This window comes from Thermomonospora echinospora (assembly GCF_900108175.1).
Taxonomy (GTDB): Bacteria; Actinomycetota; Actinomycetes; order Streptosporangiales; family Streptosporangiaceae; genus Thermomonospora; species Thermomonospora echinospora.
On the sequence record NZ_FNVO01000006.1, the window covers coordinates 227305 to 243262 of the forward strand.

The 15958-nt window shown below is 70.8% G+C and carries 14 protein-coding genes; 3 read left to right on the plus strand and 11 right to left on the minus strand.

Annotated features, from left to right (window positions below):
* Positions 1-105: 105 nt before the first annotated feature.
* The 4 genes from darG to C4U03_RS16755 all read right to left on the minus strand — a co-directional run bounded on the left by darG (position 106) and on the right by C4U03_RS16755 (position 2986).
* Complete coding sequence (gene darG / locus C4U03_RS16740) at positions 106-1158, minus strand: type II toxin-antitoxin system antitoxin DNA ADP-ribosyl glycohydrolase DarG (RefSeq protein WP_160147019.1); 1053 nt, start codon at positions 1156-1158, stop codon at positions 106-108.
* On the minus strand, positions 1148-1843 hold the full coding sequence (gene darT, locus C4U03_RS16745; protein ID WP_103938711.1) for a type II toxin-antitoxin system toxin DNA ADP-ribosyl transferase DarT: 696 nt from the start codon (positions 1841-1843) through the stop codon (positions 1148-1150). Before darT ends, darG begins: the two co-directional genes overlap by 11 nt.
* Positions 1844-1982: 139 nt before the next feature.
* Positions 1983-2174: a DUF397 domain-containing protein gene (locus C4U03_RS16750; RefSeq protein WP_327372962.1), complete on the minus strand. Its 192-nt coding sequence runs from the start codon at positions 2172-2174 to the stop codon at positions 1983-1985.
* Positions 2171-2986, minus strand: coding sequence for a helix-turn-helix domain-containing protein (locus C4U03_RS16755; RefSeq protein WP_103938712.1), 816 nt, complete (start codon positions 2984-2986; stop codon positions 2171-2173). The genes C4U03_RS16750 and C4U03_RS16755 overlap by 4 nt, the downstream gene beginning before the upstream one ends.
* Positions 2987-3568: 582 nt before the next feature.
* Here C4U03_RS16755 and C4U03_RS16760 point away from each other — a divergent pair.
* The gene (locus C4U03_RS16760; RefSeq protein WP_200827277.1) at positions 3569-5098 is read left to right on the plus strand and encodes a serine/threonine-protein kinase; all 1530 of its coding nucleotides are present in this window, start codon (positions 3569-3571) and stop codon (positions 5096-5098) included.
* A gap of 65 nt (positions 5099-5163) precedes the next feature.
* Here the strand turns inward: C4U03_RS16760 and C4U03_RS16765 are convergent, their stop codons facing one another.
* The 4 genes from C4U03_RS16765 to C4U03_RS16780 all read right to left on the minus strand — a co-directional run bounded on the left by C4U03_RS16765 (position 5164) and on the right by C4U03_RS16780 (position 10129).
* Positions 5164-5709 (minus strand): AAA family ATPase, encoded by a 546-nt coding sequence (locus C4U03_RS16765; RefSeq protein ID WP_200827278.1) that lies wholly within the window; start codon positions 5707-5709, stop codon positions 5164-5166.
* 277 nt (positions 5710-5986) lie between these two features.
* A complete protein-coding gene (locus C4U03_RS16770; protein ID WP_103938714.1) occupies positions 5987-8749 on the minus strand; it encodes a non-ribosomal peptide synthetase in 2763 nt (920 codons plus the stop codon).
* Between the two features lie 71 nt (positions 8750-8820).
* Positions 8821-9501, minus strand: coding sequence for a sulfotransferase family protein (locus tag C4U03_RS16775; RefSeq protein ID WP_235017915.1), 681 nt, complete (start codon positions 9499-9501; stop codon positions 8821-8823).
* A gap of 166 nt (positions 9502-9667) precedes the next feature.
* Positions 9668-10129, minus strand: a complete 462-nt coding sequence (locus tag C4U03_RS16780) for a MarR family winged helix-turn-helix transcriptional regulator (protein WP_103938715.1) — start codon at positions 10127-10129, stop codon at positions 9668-9670.
* A gap of 58 nt (positions 10130-10187) precedes the next feature.
* Between C4U03_RS16780 and C4U03_RS16785 the strand changes: the two genes are divergently transcribed.
* Positions 10188-11459, plus strand: coding sequence for a multidrug effflux MFS transporter (locus tag C4U03_RS16785; RefSeq protein ID WP_103938716.1), 1272 nt, complete (start codon positions 10188-10190; stop codon positions 11457-11459).
* A 30-nt stretch (positions 11460-11489) separates the two neighbouring features.
* Here the strand turns inward: C4U03_RS16785 and C4U03_RS16790 are convergent, their stop codons facing one another.
* Together C4U03_RS16790 and C4U03_RS16795 are read right to left on the minus strand one after the other, a co-directional pair.
* The gene (locus C4U03_RS16790; RefSeq protein ID WP_103938717.1) at positions 11490-12635 is read right to left on the minus strand and encodes an acyl-CoA dehydrogenase family protein; all 1146 of its coding nucleotides are present in this window, start codon (positions 12633-12635) and stop codon (positions 11490-11492) included.
* Positions 12636-12704: 69 nt separating this feature from the next.
* On the minus strand, positions 12705-14732 hold the full coding sequence (locus C4U03_RS16795; RefSeq protein ID WP_103938718.1) for a cellulase family glycosylhydrolase: 2028 nt from the start codon (positions 14730-14732) through the stop codon (positions 12705-12707).
* An 83-nt stretch (positions 14733-14815) separates the two neighbouring features.
* On the opposite strand from C4U03_RS16795, the gene C4U03_RS16800 reads away from it, so the two are divergent.
* Positions 14816-15403 carry a TetR/AcrR family transcriptional regulator gene (locus C4U03_RS16800; protein WP_160147020.1) on the plus strand — a complete coding sequence of 196 codons (588 nt, stop codon included), beginning with the start codon at positions 14816-14818 and terminating at the stop codon, positions 15401-15403.
* Positions 15404-15418: 15 nt separating this feature from the next.
* On the opposite strand, the gene C4U03_RS16805 is transcribed toward C4U03_RS16800, so the two are convergent.
* Complete coding sequence (locus tag C4U03_RS16805; RefSeq protein WP_200827280.1) at positions 15419-15919, minus strand: anthrone oxygenase family protein; 501 nt, start codon at positions 15917-15919, stop codon at positions 15419-15421.
* Positions 15920-15958 lie beyond the last annotated feature (39 nt).

The following is a 15958-nucleotide window of genomic DNA, read 5'->3' on the forward strand; positions in this document are numbered from 1 at the left end:
CGCTCGGGGCGGTCACCTGTCCGGGTTCACCTCGTCGAAAGCACCGATCCACCTTGCCGGCGGAGCACACATTCCGGGGCCAGGAGACCGGGCATGGGTGGTGGCTCAGTCGGCGGGGCGGAGCAAAGCCGCCTCATGCAGTTGTCGCCATGCACAGTGGACGTCTTCGGCGGAGAAGAGACGTCGTTTGCGCTCGCTCCACCGGGCGACCTCGGTGGCAACGGTGTCGGGGTCGGCCGCGCCAGGCTGCCGCGCAGCGACGAAGTGGACGGTACTGAGCAGTTCCATGCCATCGGGGTACTCGTAGCCGAAGGCCGCACGCGACACCTGGAACCAGGCCGACTGGAATGCCATGTCATCGGTGATGAGGGACTCGGCCTGGTCGGCTGCCGACAGCAGGCGGAGGTCGGCTTTGGCGCCTGAGGTACCGTCCCCGTACCCGATCAGGTAGTGCCCCTCCATAGCGGAGATCTCACGGTTGAGGTCAGCGGAGAAAGGGCCGTAGTGCCCTCGCTCGAAGCGGTATCCCAGCCTGAGCCCGGCGCCCTGCAAAAGGTAGGTCACCTTCTGGGCTTCGAGGAGCGAAGTATTGACGTCGACGGCCACACCGGCTTCGAAGGCGAGGATCGCATAACGTCGCAGCGCGGCCAGGAGCCGGGCGCGGTTCTTCGTCAGCGGGGGCCGCCGGGACCGCACCGGCATGTCCTCGGGGGCAGGGGTGCCGGGACCGTACAGCCGGATCTCCGCATCGAGGCCGCCGAGCCTTTCGATGATCAACCGGCGGACGACCTCCCAGTCCAGCCCGCCGTTCCCGCATCCCAGCGGAGGGAGAGCGACGCTCGTCAGGTTCAACTCGACGACGGTCCGGGCGAGGGCGTCCAGCCCCGAGCGGATGTCCTCCAGGCGGGAGGGCTGCCGCCAGTGCCGTTTCGTGGGGAAGTTGAGGATCCACCGGTCGTCGGCGAACGGGGTGGCGAAGATCCGTCCCGGCCGGACCCGGCCGTCCTTGCACGCCTGGGCGTAGGCGTCGAAGTTGGCCGGGAACGCCCGCTTGAACTGCAGAGCCAGCCCCTTCCCCATCACACCGACCGTGTTGACGGTGTTCACGAGGGCCTGGGCGTCGTCGCGCAGAAGATTGCCCGTCCTCTCAACGATCATCGGTTTCACCTCCTTCTCCATCCCATGCCCCCTGACACGAACAGCCACTGGGGACCTCAAAGTACCAATCGGGTTTGACGATCACTCGAAGGGTGGCGCCCGCCTCGGCGAGCCGGTCCCGCACCTGGCCCACCCGTTGGGAGCAGCAGACCACAAGATGGCTGAACACCGGCCAGGGAACCGTGCCGTGGACCAGCAGTTCCGCCATCCGCCGCTCGCGGCGAGAGCCGTCTTCCGGGGTGTTGCCCCAGAAGCGGACGTTCATGATCTCCCAGTCGATGTGGTCGGCGAGTTCCACGGCCTCCACGGCGAACCTCGCCGTGTGAAGGACCGCGTTGCGATCGGTCGCGACCCAGGCCAGACCGGCGTCGATCACCCGAGACAGCCGGGTCACCAGGTAGATCAGGTGTGTTTGGTCGCTGTCATACTGGCGCACCCGACCTCCGACGATGCTGCGGAGCATCGGGGAACGCGGAGCGAAGTAGAAAGGGGCGTAGTCCGCGACGACCCCACCTGGCGGTACCGGCACCCCTCGTCTGCGACGGCGTTCCTTGATGCTCGGCTGACCGCACTCGCGGACGTCACGCTGCCGCTGGTTATCGGCCAGCAGTCCGGCGTGGGCGATGCCGGGCAGATTGTCCATGTGCGTGAAGTGCATCAGCCAGGGATCGTCAGGACCAATCATGAGGCGGCCATCGTAGCGAGGGCCACTGACAAGGAGCGCCGCTCAGCGATGCTCAGCTTCCCGGGTTCGAGGACGCCGCCGTGCGGTCCTTTGGGTACGGGCCGACGAGGGCGCATGAGGCGCCCTCGTCGGTCGGTGTTCAGGGGGTCGGGGGGTGGCGCTTGATCTGGGCGAGGAGTGCGGTGAACTGGTCGGCGCTCAGGTTGAGGTGACCCGCGGCCGGGTTCTTGGAGTCCCGCACTCCGACACCCTGCGGGAGACGCCCCACCTCAACGCAGTGCGCGTCGTTAACGCCGCTGCTGTGGGAGCTCTTCCGCCAGTGGATGATCACGTGTAGCCCTCCAGATACTGGTCGATGAGAGAGCGGGTGGCACCCTCCGGGAGGGCTTTCGCGCCGATGCGATCGAAGTTGTTGATCGTTTCTCTCACCTCGACTGGCTCTTCGATCAGACGTCCGGAGTTCTGCGCTCCCGCGTAGGCGACGTCCCGGCCCTCCAGGCTGAGGATCTGGAGCGGACCGTCGTACCCGGGGTGCGGACCCGCCGATGGTGGGACAAACCGCAGAATAACGTTTGGAAGATCCGCTGTCACGCGAAGATGCCGGAGCTGCTCTTTCATGATCTCCGGGTCTTCCATGCGGCAGGCCAGGACGCTTTCATCGAGGAGTATCCAGTAGAACTGAGGGGTCTCACGGTCGAGGATGGCCTGCTGCTGGGCGATTCGCTTGGCCACCTCCGCTTCGACGTCGATGGTGCTCCCCGCCTCGACGATTGCCCGGATGTACCTCTCGGTCTGGAACGGTCGCGGTACCGCATGGGCGTTGTAGATCTTGATCGTGTTCGCCTGCACTTCGTACAGGTAGTGCTGGCGTCCCCAGTTGGGGTCGTGGGCCATCTGGGCGAACCACAGGAGCATCTGGAACAGGATGCCGGTCCCGTAGTTGAGGTCGAGCAGTCGCATCTGATGGTCGTGCGGGCGCAGTCTGCCCGCCTCGATGTTGCAGACGGTGGAGCGCGCCGCGTGGACGATCTTGCCGCACTGGGCCAGGGACAGGCCGTGCTTCTCCCGCATGAAGCGGAGGTAGAAGGCGAGGAAGTGCCACATCGAGATCTTGGGATCGAGGGGTTCGCGGACGTTCGTCATTGACCCTCCGCAGTTCGTCGGTTCTCTCGGATGGACAGATCCTAGGTCGATCCCGCGACAGTTTTGGCGCAAATCAACAACCGAGCAAGCGTGATGTAACTACGGCGGCGATATCGAACGAATGTCCGAGCCGATGTACAGCCTCTGGCATCCGGCAGGGAGACGACCAGCGAGTCCAAAGAATTGAAGAATTCTCATATCACGGCCGGCGCACTTCCGCTCAGCATCGGCGTTCCCAAATGAAAGGAAAACACGGAGCCGTTTCCAGGATCGGTCGATGCGGTGACGTGGAGGATCGCCGGACGAGAGTGGTGATCCCGGCAGGTGAGCAGTGGTCCCGCGCAGGTGCATCGGCACCGGCAGGATTCGGCGGGCGGCGGCAGCACCCGCCGAGAGGAAGCGAACCGGAGGAGAAACAGCCCACTGCCAGCAGGTTGTCCGGATCAGGACAAGGGTCCGGCACGCCGTGAACACGAAGCCGGTGGCCGGTCGGGCAAGGTTCCGTGAGGATGTCCGACGTTGCCGGAGGGGGCACATGATGGTCATGCTTGGCCGTGTCCCGTGTGCTTGAGGAGTTTCCTGGTGGTAGCCGAGATACCGAACGCCGACCGGTCCGGCCGGGCCGCTGGAGGGCAGGACCGGTCGCAGCCGTCGGGGTTGCCGCCCAAGGCGTCGCCTTCGCGGGCGGGCGATCCGCGGCGTCTCGGCGCGTACGAGGTGCTCGGCTTTCTCGGTGAGGGGGGCATGGGCAGCGTCCACCTCGGGCGCGGGCCGGACGGGGAGTTGGTCGCCATCAAGGTGGTGCGTTCCCCCTACGCGCGGGACGCCCGGTTCCGGGCCCGGTTCCGGCGGGAGGCCGACAGCGCCCTGCGGGTGCCGCGTTTCTGCACGGCCGAGGTACTGGCCGCCGATCCCGACGCCGATCCGCCGTTCCTAGTGACGGAGTTCATCGACGGGCCGACGCTGGAGGAGGCGGTGCAGACGGGCGGGCCGCTGCGGCGCGGCGAGCTGGAGCAGCTCGGGGTCAGCATGGCGGCGGCGCTGACGAGCATCCACGGCGCGGGGGTCGTGCACCGGGATCTCAAGCCGAGCAACGTGTTGCTCTCCCGGCTGGGACCCCGGGTGATCGACTTCGGGATCGCCAGTGCCCTGGACGTCACCTCCGCCCTCACCACGACCGGCGCGATCATCGGCACTCCCACCTTCATGGCTCCCGAGCAGTTCGAGGGCCACGAGGCCGTTCCGGCCACGGACGTGTTCGCCTGGGGCGGGGTGATGATCTTCGCCGCGACCGGACGGCGGCCCTTCGGCGCCGGTCCGGTCCAGGCCGTCGGCTATCGCGTCGTCCACGGCGAGCCGGACCTGGACGGCCTGGACGGCCGGATGCGCGAGATCGTGGCCGCGGCACTGCACAAGGACCCCGCGCGGCGCCCCACGGCCCGGCAGTTGCTGGAGATCATGGGGGTCTCCGACGGCGACCCGGCCACGGCCGTCCGGGAACGGCTGAGCACCCGGCAGGCATCCCCCGCCGACGACCCACGGCGGTACGACGCGCCAGGCCCGTACGGTCCGGCGACGGGGACGAGGCCCCCGATGGCCGCGCCGCCCGCAGGTCCCGGCCAGGGGTTTCCGGGCGTACCGACCCGGCCGGTCACGGCACGCCGCTCCCGCACGGGCTGGGTGGTGGGCGCGGCGGCGGGCGCCTTCGCTCTCGTCATCGCGCTCGCCCTCACCCTCGTCCTGATCACACGGGGAAACGGCGAGGACCTGGAGGGCTACTGGCGCGGCACCTACGGCGACCAGTACGTGAGCGTCGAGGGCTCCAAGGTGCGCATGTACTACCCGTCGCGGAACGGGCGGATCGCCGCGACACTGAACGGCGACACGATCCAAGGCTGGTGGGTCGAGGGCGACGACACCAGCGGAGGCGGCCGGGTCACCTTCCGCATCGTGCGCGACGGCGACTCGCTCAAAATGGACGGCGCCTGGTCGTCCGGCCGGGCGGAGCCGAGCGACGAGTGGGATCTGACCCGCGTGAACGGCGACATCCTGGCATCCGCCCAGGCGGTGCTGAACAACGACGCGCTCTTCCCCACACCCACCGGCGGCTGACGTCCCGCCGCCATGCCGCGCGCCGTCCGTCAGATGGCCGGCCTTCCGGCGGATCGTGGCCCGGGTCAGCCTTCGATGCGGGCCTTTTCGAGGTCGGCCAGGATTGCGCGCACGCTCTGGTCCGGGGTCTGGTGGGTGGTGTCCAGCCACAGGCCACGCCGTGGGGTCTGGTGGCGGAGGGCGTCGTCGAGGGCTTCGACGGCCCAGGCGCCGTAGCCGGTTTTGGCCCGCGCGGCCTCACGGGCGGCCACGGCCTGCGCGTCGGGGACCAGAACGACGAGGTACAGGGGACGGCTGCGGAGTGCGGCCAGGTATTCGTTCAGGTGCTCGCCGAGGATGACGTCCTGCACGATCACGGTCCAGCCCGCCTGTGCGTACAGGTCCGCGACGGACGCCGACGCCTGGTAGCGCAGCCGGAGCTGGGCGACGGCCTCGGCGTCCGCCTCGGGCGTCATTTCCGCGCGGCCGGAGACGATCATCCGGCGGAACAGGTCGCCGCGCAGGTGGACGGCGCGCGGCAGGCGCTCGGCGAGCAGTTGCGCGACGGTCGACTTACCCGAGGCCATGATCCCGGTGATGAGCACCACCGCCCCGTCCAGCTCCCGCACCATGCCGCTCCCCCGTGTTCGCCGTCCGCGCGGCGCGCGGCGCCCTGCCTCGGGACAGGTCGCACCGCAAGATCATGTCCGTGGACGCCGGAGATCCTACGCTGATCGTTCATGCCGCTGTCCCCCCGGCCGCCTGGGGACGGGCCGCCAGAGAGCCGGGCGGGGGTGGGCGCTTTCCGGTCCTGCCGTGACCGGGTTTCAGCAGCCTTCGGACAGCGCGCGGCCTTCGGACGGCGGGCGGTGGGCGGCTTCCGGTGGTGGAGCGGCTGTTCGGCAGGGGTCAGCCGTCGTGCAGGGTTCTGGCGAGTTCGCGGCGCAGGATCTGCTGGAAGGCGCCGACGTGGTCGGCGTTCATGAGGGTGTAGTGGGCGCCGGGGACCTCGATGTAGCGGTTTTCGCCGCGGGTGAAGGCGTCCCACTGGTGCAACTCGTTGTCGAGCCAGTCCTGTTTGGTGCCATGCAGCGGGTCGGCGTAGAAGATGCTGAGCGACGCCACGCTCCCGGTGGGTTCGTAGGAACGGCCCGCCCTGATGAGGGACTGAGCCAGATCGACCCAGGCCGCGAATCCCGCGCGGTCCAGGTTCAGCTCGGTGAGGCGTCGCGGGGAGGCGATCGCCATGATGTGGTCCAGTTGCCGGTCCGCTGGGATGCCGCGCAGCGGCTCGGCCAGGTCGCTCGTCTGCTGCGGGGTGATGAGGTCGAGGAACAGCGCCAGGTGCAGCGCGCCCTCGGTGAAGTCGATCTCGTGCATGCGGGCCTTGATGTGCGGCGGCAGGTTGATGATGCCGGCGAAGCCGACCTTCTGGCCCTGTGCCTCCAGCGTCCTGGCGATCTCGTACGCCACGGCGCCGCCGTAGGAGTATCCGGCGATGGCGTACGGGCCGGTGGGCCGGCGTCGGCGAATGGCGGCCACGTAGCAGGAGACCATTTCCCCGAAGTCGGCGAAGTGCCGTTCGCCGGGGCCGAAGCCGCGGGCCCGCAGCGCGTAGAAGGGGCGCTCGCCGGTGAAGTAGGCGGCCAGGTTGACGAACACCAGCACCTCCCCCACGCCCGGGTGCACACAGAACAGCGGCGTACGGTCGCCGGTGAGCTGGAGCGGCACGATCGGGTCGTAGCCGCCCGGCCGCGCCGAGCCGTCGAGCAGGGCGGCCAGCGCGCGGACGGTCGGGGCGCGCAGGATCGACGCCAGGGAGAGGTCGGCGTGCGGATGGGTGCGGCGCAGGCGCTGCTGCAGCCGGAGCACGTCCAGCGACGTCCCGCCGAGCTCCAGGAAGCCGGCCGTGGCGCTGACCTCGTCGGGGGCGAGCTGGAACAGGTCGGCGTAGACGGCGGCGACGGCCCGTTCGGTGGGGGTGCCGGGCGGCACGTGACCGCCCAGTCGCCGCCGGGTCAGCTCGGCGATCCACCGCTGCCGGTCGGCGAACCGGCCGGCCTCCAGCCTCTCGCGCAGCAGCGTGCGCTGGATCTTCCCGAGGCTGGTCTTGGGGAGGTCCGGCTTGGGCAGCGGGAGGATCAGGGCGGGGCGGAAACCCCACAGCAGGACGACGGTGTTGCGGATGGCGGCCAGCGCCTGGTGGATGCCCGCCTCGTCGGTCATGGGCACGGCCGGGGCGAACATGACGGCCAGTTGCTCGGTGTCGCCGCCGGGCGGCCGGATCGGAACGGCGGCGACCCAGGCCGCCTCCACCTCCGGGAGCCGCCCCAGCGCCGTCTCCAGTTCGTGGCTGAAGTAGTTGACGCCGTTGACGATGACGCTGTCCTTGCTGCGGCCGGTCAGGCGCAGCCGCCCGTCGTCGAGACGGCCGCGGTCTCCGGTACGGAACCAGCGGTCCCGGGTGAAGGCCCCGGCGGTCGCGGCCGGGTTGCGGTAGTAGCCGGAGAAGACCATGGGGCCGCGCACCTGGAGTTCGCCTTCGGCGCCCGCGGGAACGGGGAGGTCCCGCTCGTCGGCGATGCGTACGTCCAGGCCGGGGATCGGCGGGCCGAGGGAGGCGAACTCCTCGCCGGCGTCCGCGTCGGGGAAGTCGAGGTTCATGGTGCTGCCGGCGCACGTCTCGGTCATCCCGAACGCGGGCACGATCACCTGACGGCGCAGCCCGTACGGGGCGAGGGCGTTCAGAAAGCGCCGTGCGGTGGCGCACACCACCGCCTCGCCGCCGGACAGGACGCGCCGCAGCGCCGACAGGTCGAGCGGCCCGTCCGGGGCCGCCTCGCCCAATGCCTTGTTGATCTCGCCGAACAGGAAGTTGGGGGCGAAGCTCAGGGTGACGCGGTGCTCGGCGGCCAGGCGCAGGAACCGTACCGGGTCGGTCAGGATGAACTGCGGCTGCACCTGGACCTGGGCCGCGCCGACCGACATCGGCAGCAGATGCCCCTCGAAGGCGGCGATGTGGTCGAAGGCGATCCAGTTCATCATCACGTCGTCGGCCAGGCAGGCCAGCCGTTCGGCCTTGGCGGCCAGGGCCGCCCGCAGATTGCCGTGGGTGAGCGCCACGGCCTTACTGGCGCCCGTGGACCCGGAGGTGAGCATCAGCAACGCCACGTCGTCGGGGCCGGGCACGGACGGCTCCGGCTCGGCCGCGGCGCCCGGCAGCCGGTCGGCACGGACGACTCTGCGGCCGGGCATGGGCGGCAGGTCGCGCTGGACGGCTTCGCTGGTGACGATCAGCGGGTCGTCCAGCAGCGCGGCGACGTGTTCCAGGTGCTCGGCCCAGCGGGCGGCGTCCCCGTGCATCGGGGCCATCGGACAGGGGACGAAGCCGCCGAGCACGCACGCCCAGAAGGCCGGGACGACATCGTGCGGCCGGTCCAGCAGCAGCGCCACCGGGTCGCCCGGCCGCAGCCCCTGGTCGCGCAGCCCGGCGAGGAGGCGACAGGCCAGGTCCCGCAGGTCCGCGTACGACTGCACGGCCACGGCGCCGCCGTCATCGACATAGCGCACCCCGCACGTCGGCGGCAAGGTCGCCGCGGCCCGCAACAGCAGACCGGCGATCCCACCGGTGGCCACGGTTCCTGCCGGGGATGTCTGCGACTGGCTGGTCATTGCTTGCCTCCCGTACGGCAGGCGTGGAGCCGTCCGCCGGGGCCACGGGCGGCCGGCGCCGCCCGCGACGGCTAGGGACGATCCGATTCCAGCCTGTCGAGCCTGCTTTTGAGAGCGTCGATGTCGTTGAGCCGCGGAAAGGGCTCGTCAAGAGGAGGGGCGACGCCGAGGAAGGTGCACAGCGGCTCCCACCCCTGACGCACGTCGAACACCAGCAGGCGGCCGGCGGGCAGGCTTTCCCGGACCGTGGTGGCATACCGCTGGAAAGCCGCCACGGCCTGGTCCTCGTCGGGCAGCCATTCGGGGAACGGCCTGGTGTTGCCGAAGGTCTGGTGCGCGATGTGCTCCAGCAGCGGACGGAGCCGGGCGACGCTCGCCCGCGAGGCCAGGGCGGCCTGCGAGGGGTCCTCCTCGGCCAGCGAGGCGGCGCGCAGCCGGATCAGCGCGCGGAAACTGGCGTACCAACTCCCGGGGTCGCGGACCGTGAGGACGACCTTGGCCCATGGGAACGCCTCGGCCAGCTCACGCCAGAAGAAACTGGCCGGCCAGTCCATCGTCGAACGGTAACCGGCGAACACCCGTTGCCAGCCCACCGCGTCGTCGGGCACCTCGGGCAGCCACCGGTCGATCAGTTCGGGGTGGTCGAAGAGTTCGAACATGTGGTGACAGGGGCCGAAGCCCAGCCGCTCCAGCGCCGTCTTGAGCGACAGCGTCCCGGTACGCGGCAGCCCCGCCCCGATCACCTCGATCATGCCTGAGAACTCATCGGCTCGATATCAGCGCCCCCGCTTCGAAGCGGCCTGCCCACCAGCCTGCGCCACGGCAACAGGCCGATCATCGCCGCTGCTGCGTACTCCCCACCCTCTTGTCTTTCCACGCTACTCCGCCCTTACCCGCTGTAATGGCCGTGGGGTTCGGTCAGAGGGCTCGGCCGCCCTCGCGGGTGCGCAGGGCGCGTTCCAGGGCCTGGAGGGCGGGGACCGCCCGCAGGAGCGCTTCGGCGTGGTCAGGGGGAAGCTCGCCGAGCACCTCGTCGAGCATGCGGGCCCTGGCGTCCTCGATGCGGCGGGCGTTCTCGACGGCCCGGGGGGTGGGCAGGACGCGCCAGGTGCGCCGGTCGGCCGGGTCGGTCTCGCGGACGATCAGGCCCAGGTCGGTCAGGTGCCGCAGCGCCGCGCTGACGTTGCTGGGCTTCATGTGCATCTCGGCCGCGAGCCGGCCGGGGCTCACCCCCGGACTGCGGACGATCAACCGCAGCATGTCCGCCTCGGAGGCGGGCAGCGGATCGATCCCCGCCCGGGTCGGGCCGACGCGCAGCAGGGTGCGGGAGATCTCCCGCAACAGCGGGGCCAGTTCCCGGAGGGCGGAATGACGGTCCATGAACCGAGGTTAGTTTACTTATCCTTACATAAGTAACTTTCCCGCGCCAGAGGACCCCATGCCCCAAACCCCAGCCGCCCCGTCCAAGCCCGGTGTGTCAGGTGCCCTCCTGGCCGTCCTCGCCCTGTTGTCCGCGGTGGCCCCCTTCGCCACCGACATGTACCTGCCGGCCTTCACCGACATGGCCGACGACCTGGACGCCGGAGCCGCCGGCGTCCAGCTCACGCTGACCGCCTTCCTGGTCGGGCTCGCCACCGGGCAGTTCATCTCCGGTCCGCTGTCGGACCGGTTCGGCCGCCGCGCGCCGCTACTGCTCGCCACCTCCGTGGCCACCCTCGCCGCCGCCCTGTGCGCGCTGGCCCCCAACGTCGGGACGCTGGTCGCGATGCGGTTCGTCCAGGGGTTCACCGGCGCGGCGGGCATCGTCATCGCCCGCGCGGTGGTCGCCGACCGCACGACCGGGCAGGCGGCGGCCAAGGTCTTCTCGCTGCTGGCCAGCATCGGCGGCATCGCCCCCGTGGTGGCCCCCCTGGCGGGCGGCGCGCTGGTCCCGGCCGGCTGGCGGAGCGTGTTCTGGGCGCTGACCGGAATTTCGGCGCTGATGCTGCTCGGCGCGCTGTTCGTCGTCCCCGAGTCGCTGCCCCGGGCACGACGGCACAGCGGGGGCCTGGCGGCCACCGGCCGGGCGATGCGGCGGCTGCTCACCGACCGCGGCTACCTCGGCCACATCCTGACCTTCGCCTTCGCTTTCGCCGGGCTGATGGGCTACATCTCGGCCTCGCCGTTCGTGGTCCAGAACGTGCTGGGCCTGTCCACCACCGCCTACACCCTGGACTTCGCGGCCAACGCCCTCGGCATGGTGGTCACCGGTCTGGTCAACGCCCGGCTGATCGGCCGCTTCACCCCGCAGGCCCTGCTGCGCTTCGGCCAGGGCGCCGTGCTGCTCGGCTCCGCCGCCCTGGCGGCGATGCTGGCCGCCGGGCTGCCCGCGGCGGCCGTGCTGCCGGTGCTGTTCCTGGTGGTGAGCTCCTTCGGCCTCGTCATGGGCAACTCCTCCGCCCTGGCCATGGGCCGCGCCCCGTACGCGCTGGGAACGGGCGCCGCCATGATGGGCGCCCTGCAGTTCAGCCTCGGCGCGCTGGTCTCCCCCCTGGTCGGCCTCGGCGGGGAGGAGACCGGCATCCCCATGGGCATCACGATGCTGACCGCCGCCCTGCTGGGCGTCGCCGCCCACCTGCTGAGCCGCCACGCCCCTCCGCTGCCGCCCCAGACCGCGACGCCCCAGACCGAGACCACGGCCCCCCAGACCGAGACCACACCACAGAGCTGACGTCTCCCGGGCCCGGCCCGGGAGGAGACGTCAGAGCCCCAGGCGCTTGGCGATGATCTCGTTCATGATCTCGGTGGTGCCGCCGCCGATGCCCAGGATGCGGATGTCGCGGTAGTGCCGCTCGACCTCGGACTCGCGCAGGTAGCCCATGCCGCCGTGCAGTTGGACGGCCTCGTTGACGACCTGCTCGCAGGCCTGGACCGCGGTGTTCTTGGCGTAGGCCATCTCGGTGAGGACGTCCTCCCCGGCCACGTACCGCTCGGTAATCCGCCGCGTGTAGGTGCGCGCGACGTCCACCTGGCGGGCCATCTCGGCGACCTTGTGGCGGATCACCTGCCGGGAGGACAGCGGACGCCCGAAGGTCTCCCGCTCACGAATCCACGCGAGGGTCAGGTCCAGGCAGCGCTGGGCGTGGGCGTAGGCCTGCACGGCCAGCGACAGGCGCTCGGCGACGAAGTTCTGCATGATCTGCACGAACCCGCCGTTCTCCGGCCCGACCAGGTTGGCGGCGGGCACCCGCACGTCGGTGAAGGACAACTCGGCGGTGTCGGAGCACAGCCAGCCCATCTTCCGCAGCGACCGCGACACCCCGAACCCCGGCGTGCCCTTCTCGATCACCAGCAGCGAGATCCCGCCGAACCCGGGCCCGCCGGTCCGCACGGCCGTGGTCACGAAGTCCGCCCGCACCCCGGAGGTGATGTAGAGCTTGGCCCCGTTGACCACGTAGTCGTCGCCGTCCCGTACGGCCGTGGTCCGCAGCCCCGCCACGTCGGACCCGGCGTCCGGCTCGGTGACGCCCAGCGCCCCGATCTTCTCCCCGGCCAGGGTGGGCACGGCGAACCGCCGGATCTGGTCGGGGTCGCCGGCCTTGACGATGTGCGGCAGGGCGATCCCGTGCGTGAACAGCGACGCCACCAGGCCGCCGGACCCGCCCGCCTGGATCATCTCCTCGGCCACGATCAGGGCGTCGATCGTGTCGCCGCCCCCGCCCCCGGCCGACTCGGGGAACCCGGCCCCCAGCAGCCCGGCCTCGGCCGCCTTGACGTGCAGCGACCTGGGCAGCTCACCGTCCTCCTCCCACTGGTCGAGGTGCGGCAGGATCTCGCGGACGGTGAAGTCGCGGACCATTCGCCGCAGGGCGATGCGTTCCGGTGTGTGCCACGGGTCGACGGTCATGGGCGCGCCCTCACAGTGAAGTAACCGAACGGGATTCGGCACCATCCTGTCAGATCCCGCCGGGTGCGTTCATCCGGGGAAACGCGCGTTCGCCCAGGCGGTGAGCTCGGTGCGGGCGGCGGTGAGCCGGTCGGGGGTGACGGCCGGGCCGGTCGCGGCGTTGACGACCAGCGCGACGCGGACGGTCCCGGCGGCGGCCGGGTCGATCAGCAGGCGGCGGGCGGACGGGGAGCCGGGCTCCTGAGCGGTCCTGATCGGGCCCGCGGCGGGCAGGCCGTTGAGGGTGGCGATATCGCTGACGACGGCGGTCCTGGCCGGGTCGAACGAGGCGGGGAGGTGCAGTTCGGTCGGTGCCGCCGGTGCGGTCGCGGGGGTGCGCCAGACCAGTACGCCGAACTGGCGGTCCTTGATGAGCGCCGCCACGTTGGGCAGGTCGGACGGGACGGCGAGCCACGGGGTCTGCTGGCCCTGGCCGCCGTAGCCGGAGCGGGCCAGGTCCTCGTAGGCGAACGCCAGGGCGTCCCCGGCCACGGCCGTGGGGTAGAGCCGGTCGAGAACCCGCTGGTCCAGCCGCAGGACCACCTTGCCCGTGTCGTCGGCGCGCACGACGGAGAAGTCCTCGTCGTTCCAGGCGTCGCCCTCGGTCCGCACCTTATCGGGGTTGCCGTTCATGAGTTCGCGGTGGCGTCCGCTGTAGACGTCCCAGTGCCAGTGGGTGGACGACAGGACGTTCCCGCCGGACGCGGCGGCGGTCCACCAGGTGCGGCCGGAGACGCCATAGTCCATAGCCTGGTACATCGCGCGCACCATCCAGGGCGTGCGCCCGCTGCCCGTGCCGGACATCCGGTTGCCGAACTCGGAGACGAACGGGGCGGTCGCCAGCGTCCGCGCCCGGCCCCGGATCTCGTTCATCGCCGCGTCGTACACGCCGTCCCCGGCGGGCGTGGGGTCGATGGTCATGCGGGCGCCGTCGTAGAAGTGGCTGTTGAACACGTACCGCGTGCCCAGCGCGCCGACCGACGACAGGCCGCCCTGCTCGAAGAACCCGGTGTTCCAGAACGGCAGCGGCTCCACGAAGGCGGGCTTGGCGGTCCACCCGGCCGCGTCCATCGCGGCGCGCATCCGCTGGTAGAACGGCAGCAGGCGGGTCCGTTCCCAGTCGGTGCCGCTGCCGCCGTCCAGGCCGCCGTCGAAAGGCTCGTTGAACGGGTCCAGCCCGATGATCGCCTGGAATTCCTGCGCGGTCAGTTTCTGCCTGAGGTGGGTCATGGCCGCGGTCGCCTGCTGGACATAGGCGTCCTGAACGCGGACCGGGCCCGCCGACGTCGGCATCTCACGGTTGCGCCAGAAGTCGTAGGCGGCCTTGCGCACCGCCTCGTTCGACATCATGTTCTGCCCCCACAGGAGGCAGATGCCGCACGACTCCTTGGGATAGCCGCCGTTCTCGACCGCCCATTTCGGCGCGCCGTCCCCGGTGTACCAGCTGCCGGAGTTGAACAGGTGGGCCGAGTACAGGTCCTGGTGGTAGTCGAGCAGGACGTAGAAGCCCCGGTCGGTGAACGCGCGGATCTGCTCGACCGCCCGGTCCAGGTAGGCGTGGTCGATGCGGTCGGGGGCCGGCTGCACCCCCTCCCAGGTGATGAGGAAGCGGATCGCGTTGGCTCCGGTGAGGTCCCGCATGGCCTGCGCCGACCTGGCCGCGTCCGCCGCGTTCCGGAAGGGCAGCAGGCCGTTCTCGTAAAGCTTGGCGCTGCCCGAAACGTTGAAACCCCGCAGGGTGACCTCGCGCCCCGCCTGGTCGCGGAACACCCAGTCCCGCTGCTTGGGCGCCACCGTCAGGGCCTGCTGCCCGGCGGCGGCGAGGCCGGCGGGCAACGGCGCGGCGTCGGCCGCTGGGCGCCCGCCGAGCGCCGCCAGGCCCGAGGCGGCCGTCAGGGACAGGACCAGGAGCACCCGCGCCGCCCCGGCCCGGCCGGTGCCGCCGGTCCGTGGTCGCGTTCTGGCCTGGGCTGCTCGCCGTCCGGTCCGGCGCTTGGGCTTGGGCGCGGTGCGGAGGAGTCCGCGCAGGTGGGCCGCATGGGGTGGGAGTGGCTTCATGGGCGATGCGCCCCTTCCTGCCGAACCGTCGGGCCCTCACTGTGCAAGAACCTTCTTGCAAACGCAAGAGCTATCTTGCGGCAGTGACCTCCACGACGCGCGAGCGAATCCTCGACGCCGCCCTGGCGCTGATCATGCGGCACGGCTTCGGCGGAACGGCCGTCACCGACATCGAGGCGGCGGCCGGGCTGTCCCCCGGCAGCGGCAGCTTCTACCGGCACTTCCGTTCCAAGGAGGAGGTGTTCACCGCCGTGTTCGAACGCGAATTGGAACGTGCCCAAGAGCACCGCCGCACGTTCGAGCGAGGTCCGGTCACCGGCGACCCGCAGGAGGTGCTGGCCCGCCGCTTCCGGCAGCAACTCGCCTACCTGACCGCGGTCCGGCCGCTCATCGCGCTGCTGGCGCGCGAGCACACGCGGTTCCCCGAACTGGCCGACAAGATCGGCGGTGTGCTGCTGGACGAGGGGATCTCCGAGGAGGCCGCCCACCTGAGCGGGGACCTGGGGACACGGCTGCTGTCCGACGACCCGCACGCCACGCTGGCCGTCGTGGTGTCCGCCCTCACCGGCTACCACCTGGCGCGGGAGTTCTTCGGTCACCCTCCCGCCGACATCGACGAGCACCGCTTCGCGGCGGCCCTGGCCGCGCTGCTGGCGCCGCCCACGCCCTGACCGCCGCGAGCACGGTCACAGGGTGCGGCCGTAGCGGATCAAGGACCAGGCCAGGCAGGCGAGGGCGGCGGTGCACAGGACGGCGCGGACGACGTTCCAGCGGACCCACCTGGTCTCGAAGGCGGCGCGCACGGCGGCCAGGTCGGGGATGCGGTCCACGTCACCGGCCGCGTCGAGGGCGTTGTTGAGCGGGACGTTGACGGCGAACGTGATGACCAGCACCGCCGCGTACAGCACGAACGCGGCGATGAGCCACGGCAGCACGGCACGATGGCCAGAGCCCAGATGCAGGGCGGCGGCCAGGCCGGTGCAGACGATCGCACCGGCGAATCCGACGGCGAACCAGCCGTTCAGGATCGCCGCGTTGATCCGCTGCATCGCCTCGACGAACACCCGGTCCTCGGTGCGCCCCAGGCCGGGCATGACGGAGTAGGAGAATGCCGCGAACAACCCGGCCATCAGGCCCATCGTCGTCGTGGCCGAGATCAGGGAAAGGGTCTGGAACAGCTTCAACATCACGTCTCCAGGGGGAAGGGCGGCCCCCGCGGCCGTGGT

What these genes read in the sequence shown, in the direction of transcription:
- C4U03_RS16770 (WP_103938714.1), bottom strand. Translation starts at nt 8,749, where the DNA reads ATGACCAGCCAGTCGCAGACATCCCCGGCAGGAACCGTGGCCACCGGT.
- C4U03_RS16765 (WP_200827278.1), bottom strand. Translation starts at nt 5,709, where the DNA reads ATGGTGCGGGAGCTGGACGGGGCGGTGGTGCTCATCACCGGGATCATG.
- C4U03_RS16780 (WP_103938715.1), bottom strand. Translation starts at nt 10,129, where the DNA reads ATGGACCGTCATTCCGCCCTCCGGGAACTGGCCCCGCTGTTGCGGGAG.
- C4U03_RS16755 (WP_103938712.1), bottom strand. Translation starts at nt 2,986, where the DNA reads ATGACGAACGTCCGCGAACCCCTCGATCCCAAGATCTCGATGTGGCAC.
- C4U03_RS16785 (WP_103938716.1), top strand. Translation starts at nt 10,188, where the DNA reads ATGCCCCAAACCCCAGCCGCCCCGTCCAAGCCCGGTGTGTCAGGTGCC.
- C4U03_RS16805 (WP_200827280.1), bottom strand. Translation starts at nt 15,919, where the DNA reads ATGTTGAAGCTGTTCCAGACCCTTTCCCTGATCTCGGCCACGACGACG.
- C4U03_RS16790 (WP_103938717.1), bottom strand. Translation starts at nt 12,635, where the DNA reads ATGACCGTCGACCCGTGGCACACACCGGAACGCATCGCCCTGCGGCGA.
- C4U03_RS16775 (WP_235017915.1), bottom strand. Translation starts at nt 9,501, where the DNA reads ATGATCGAGGTGATCGGGGCGGGGCTGCCGCGTACCGGGACGCTGTCG.
- darG (WP_160147019.1), bottom strand. Translation starts at nt 1,158, where the DNA reads ATGATCGTTGAGAGGACGGGCAATCTTCTGCGCGACGACGCCCAGGCC.
- darT (WP_103938711.1), bottom strand. Translation starts at nt 1,843, where the DNA reads ATGATTGGTCCTGACGATCCCTGGCTGATGCACTTCACGCACATGGAC.
- C4U03_RS16795 (WP_103938718.1), bottom strand. Translation starts at nt 14,732, where the DNA reads ATGAAGCCACTCCCACCCCATGCGGCCCACCTGCGCGGACTCCTCCGC.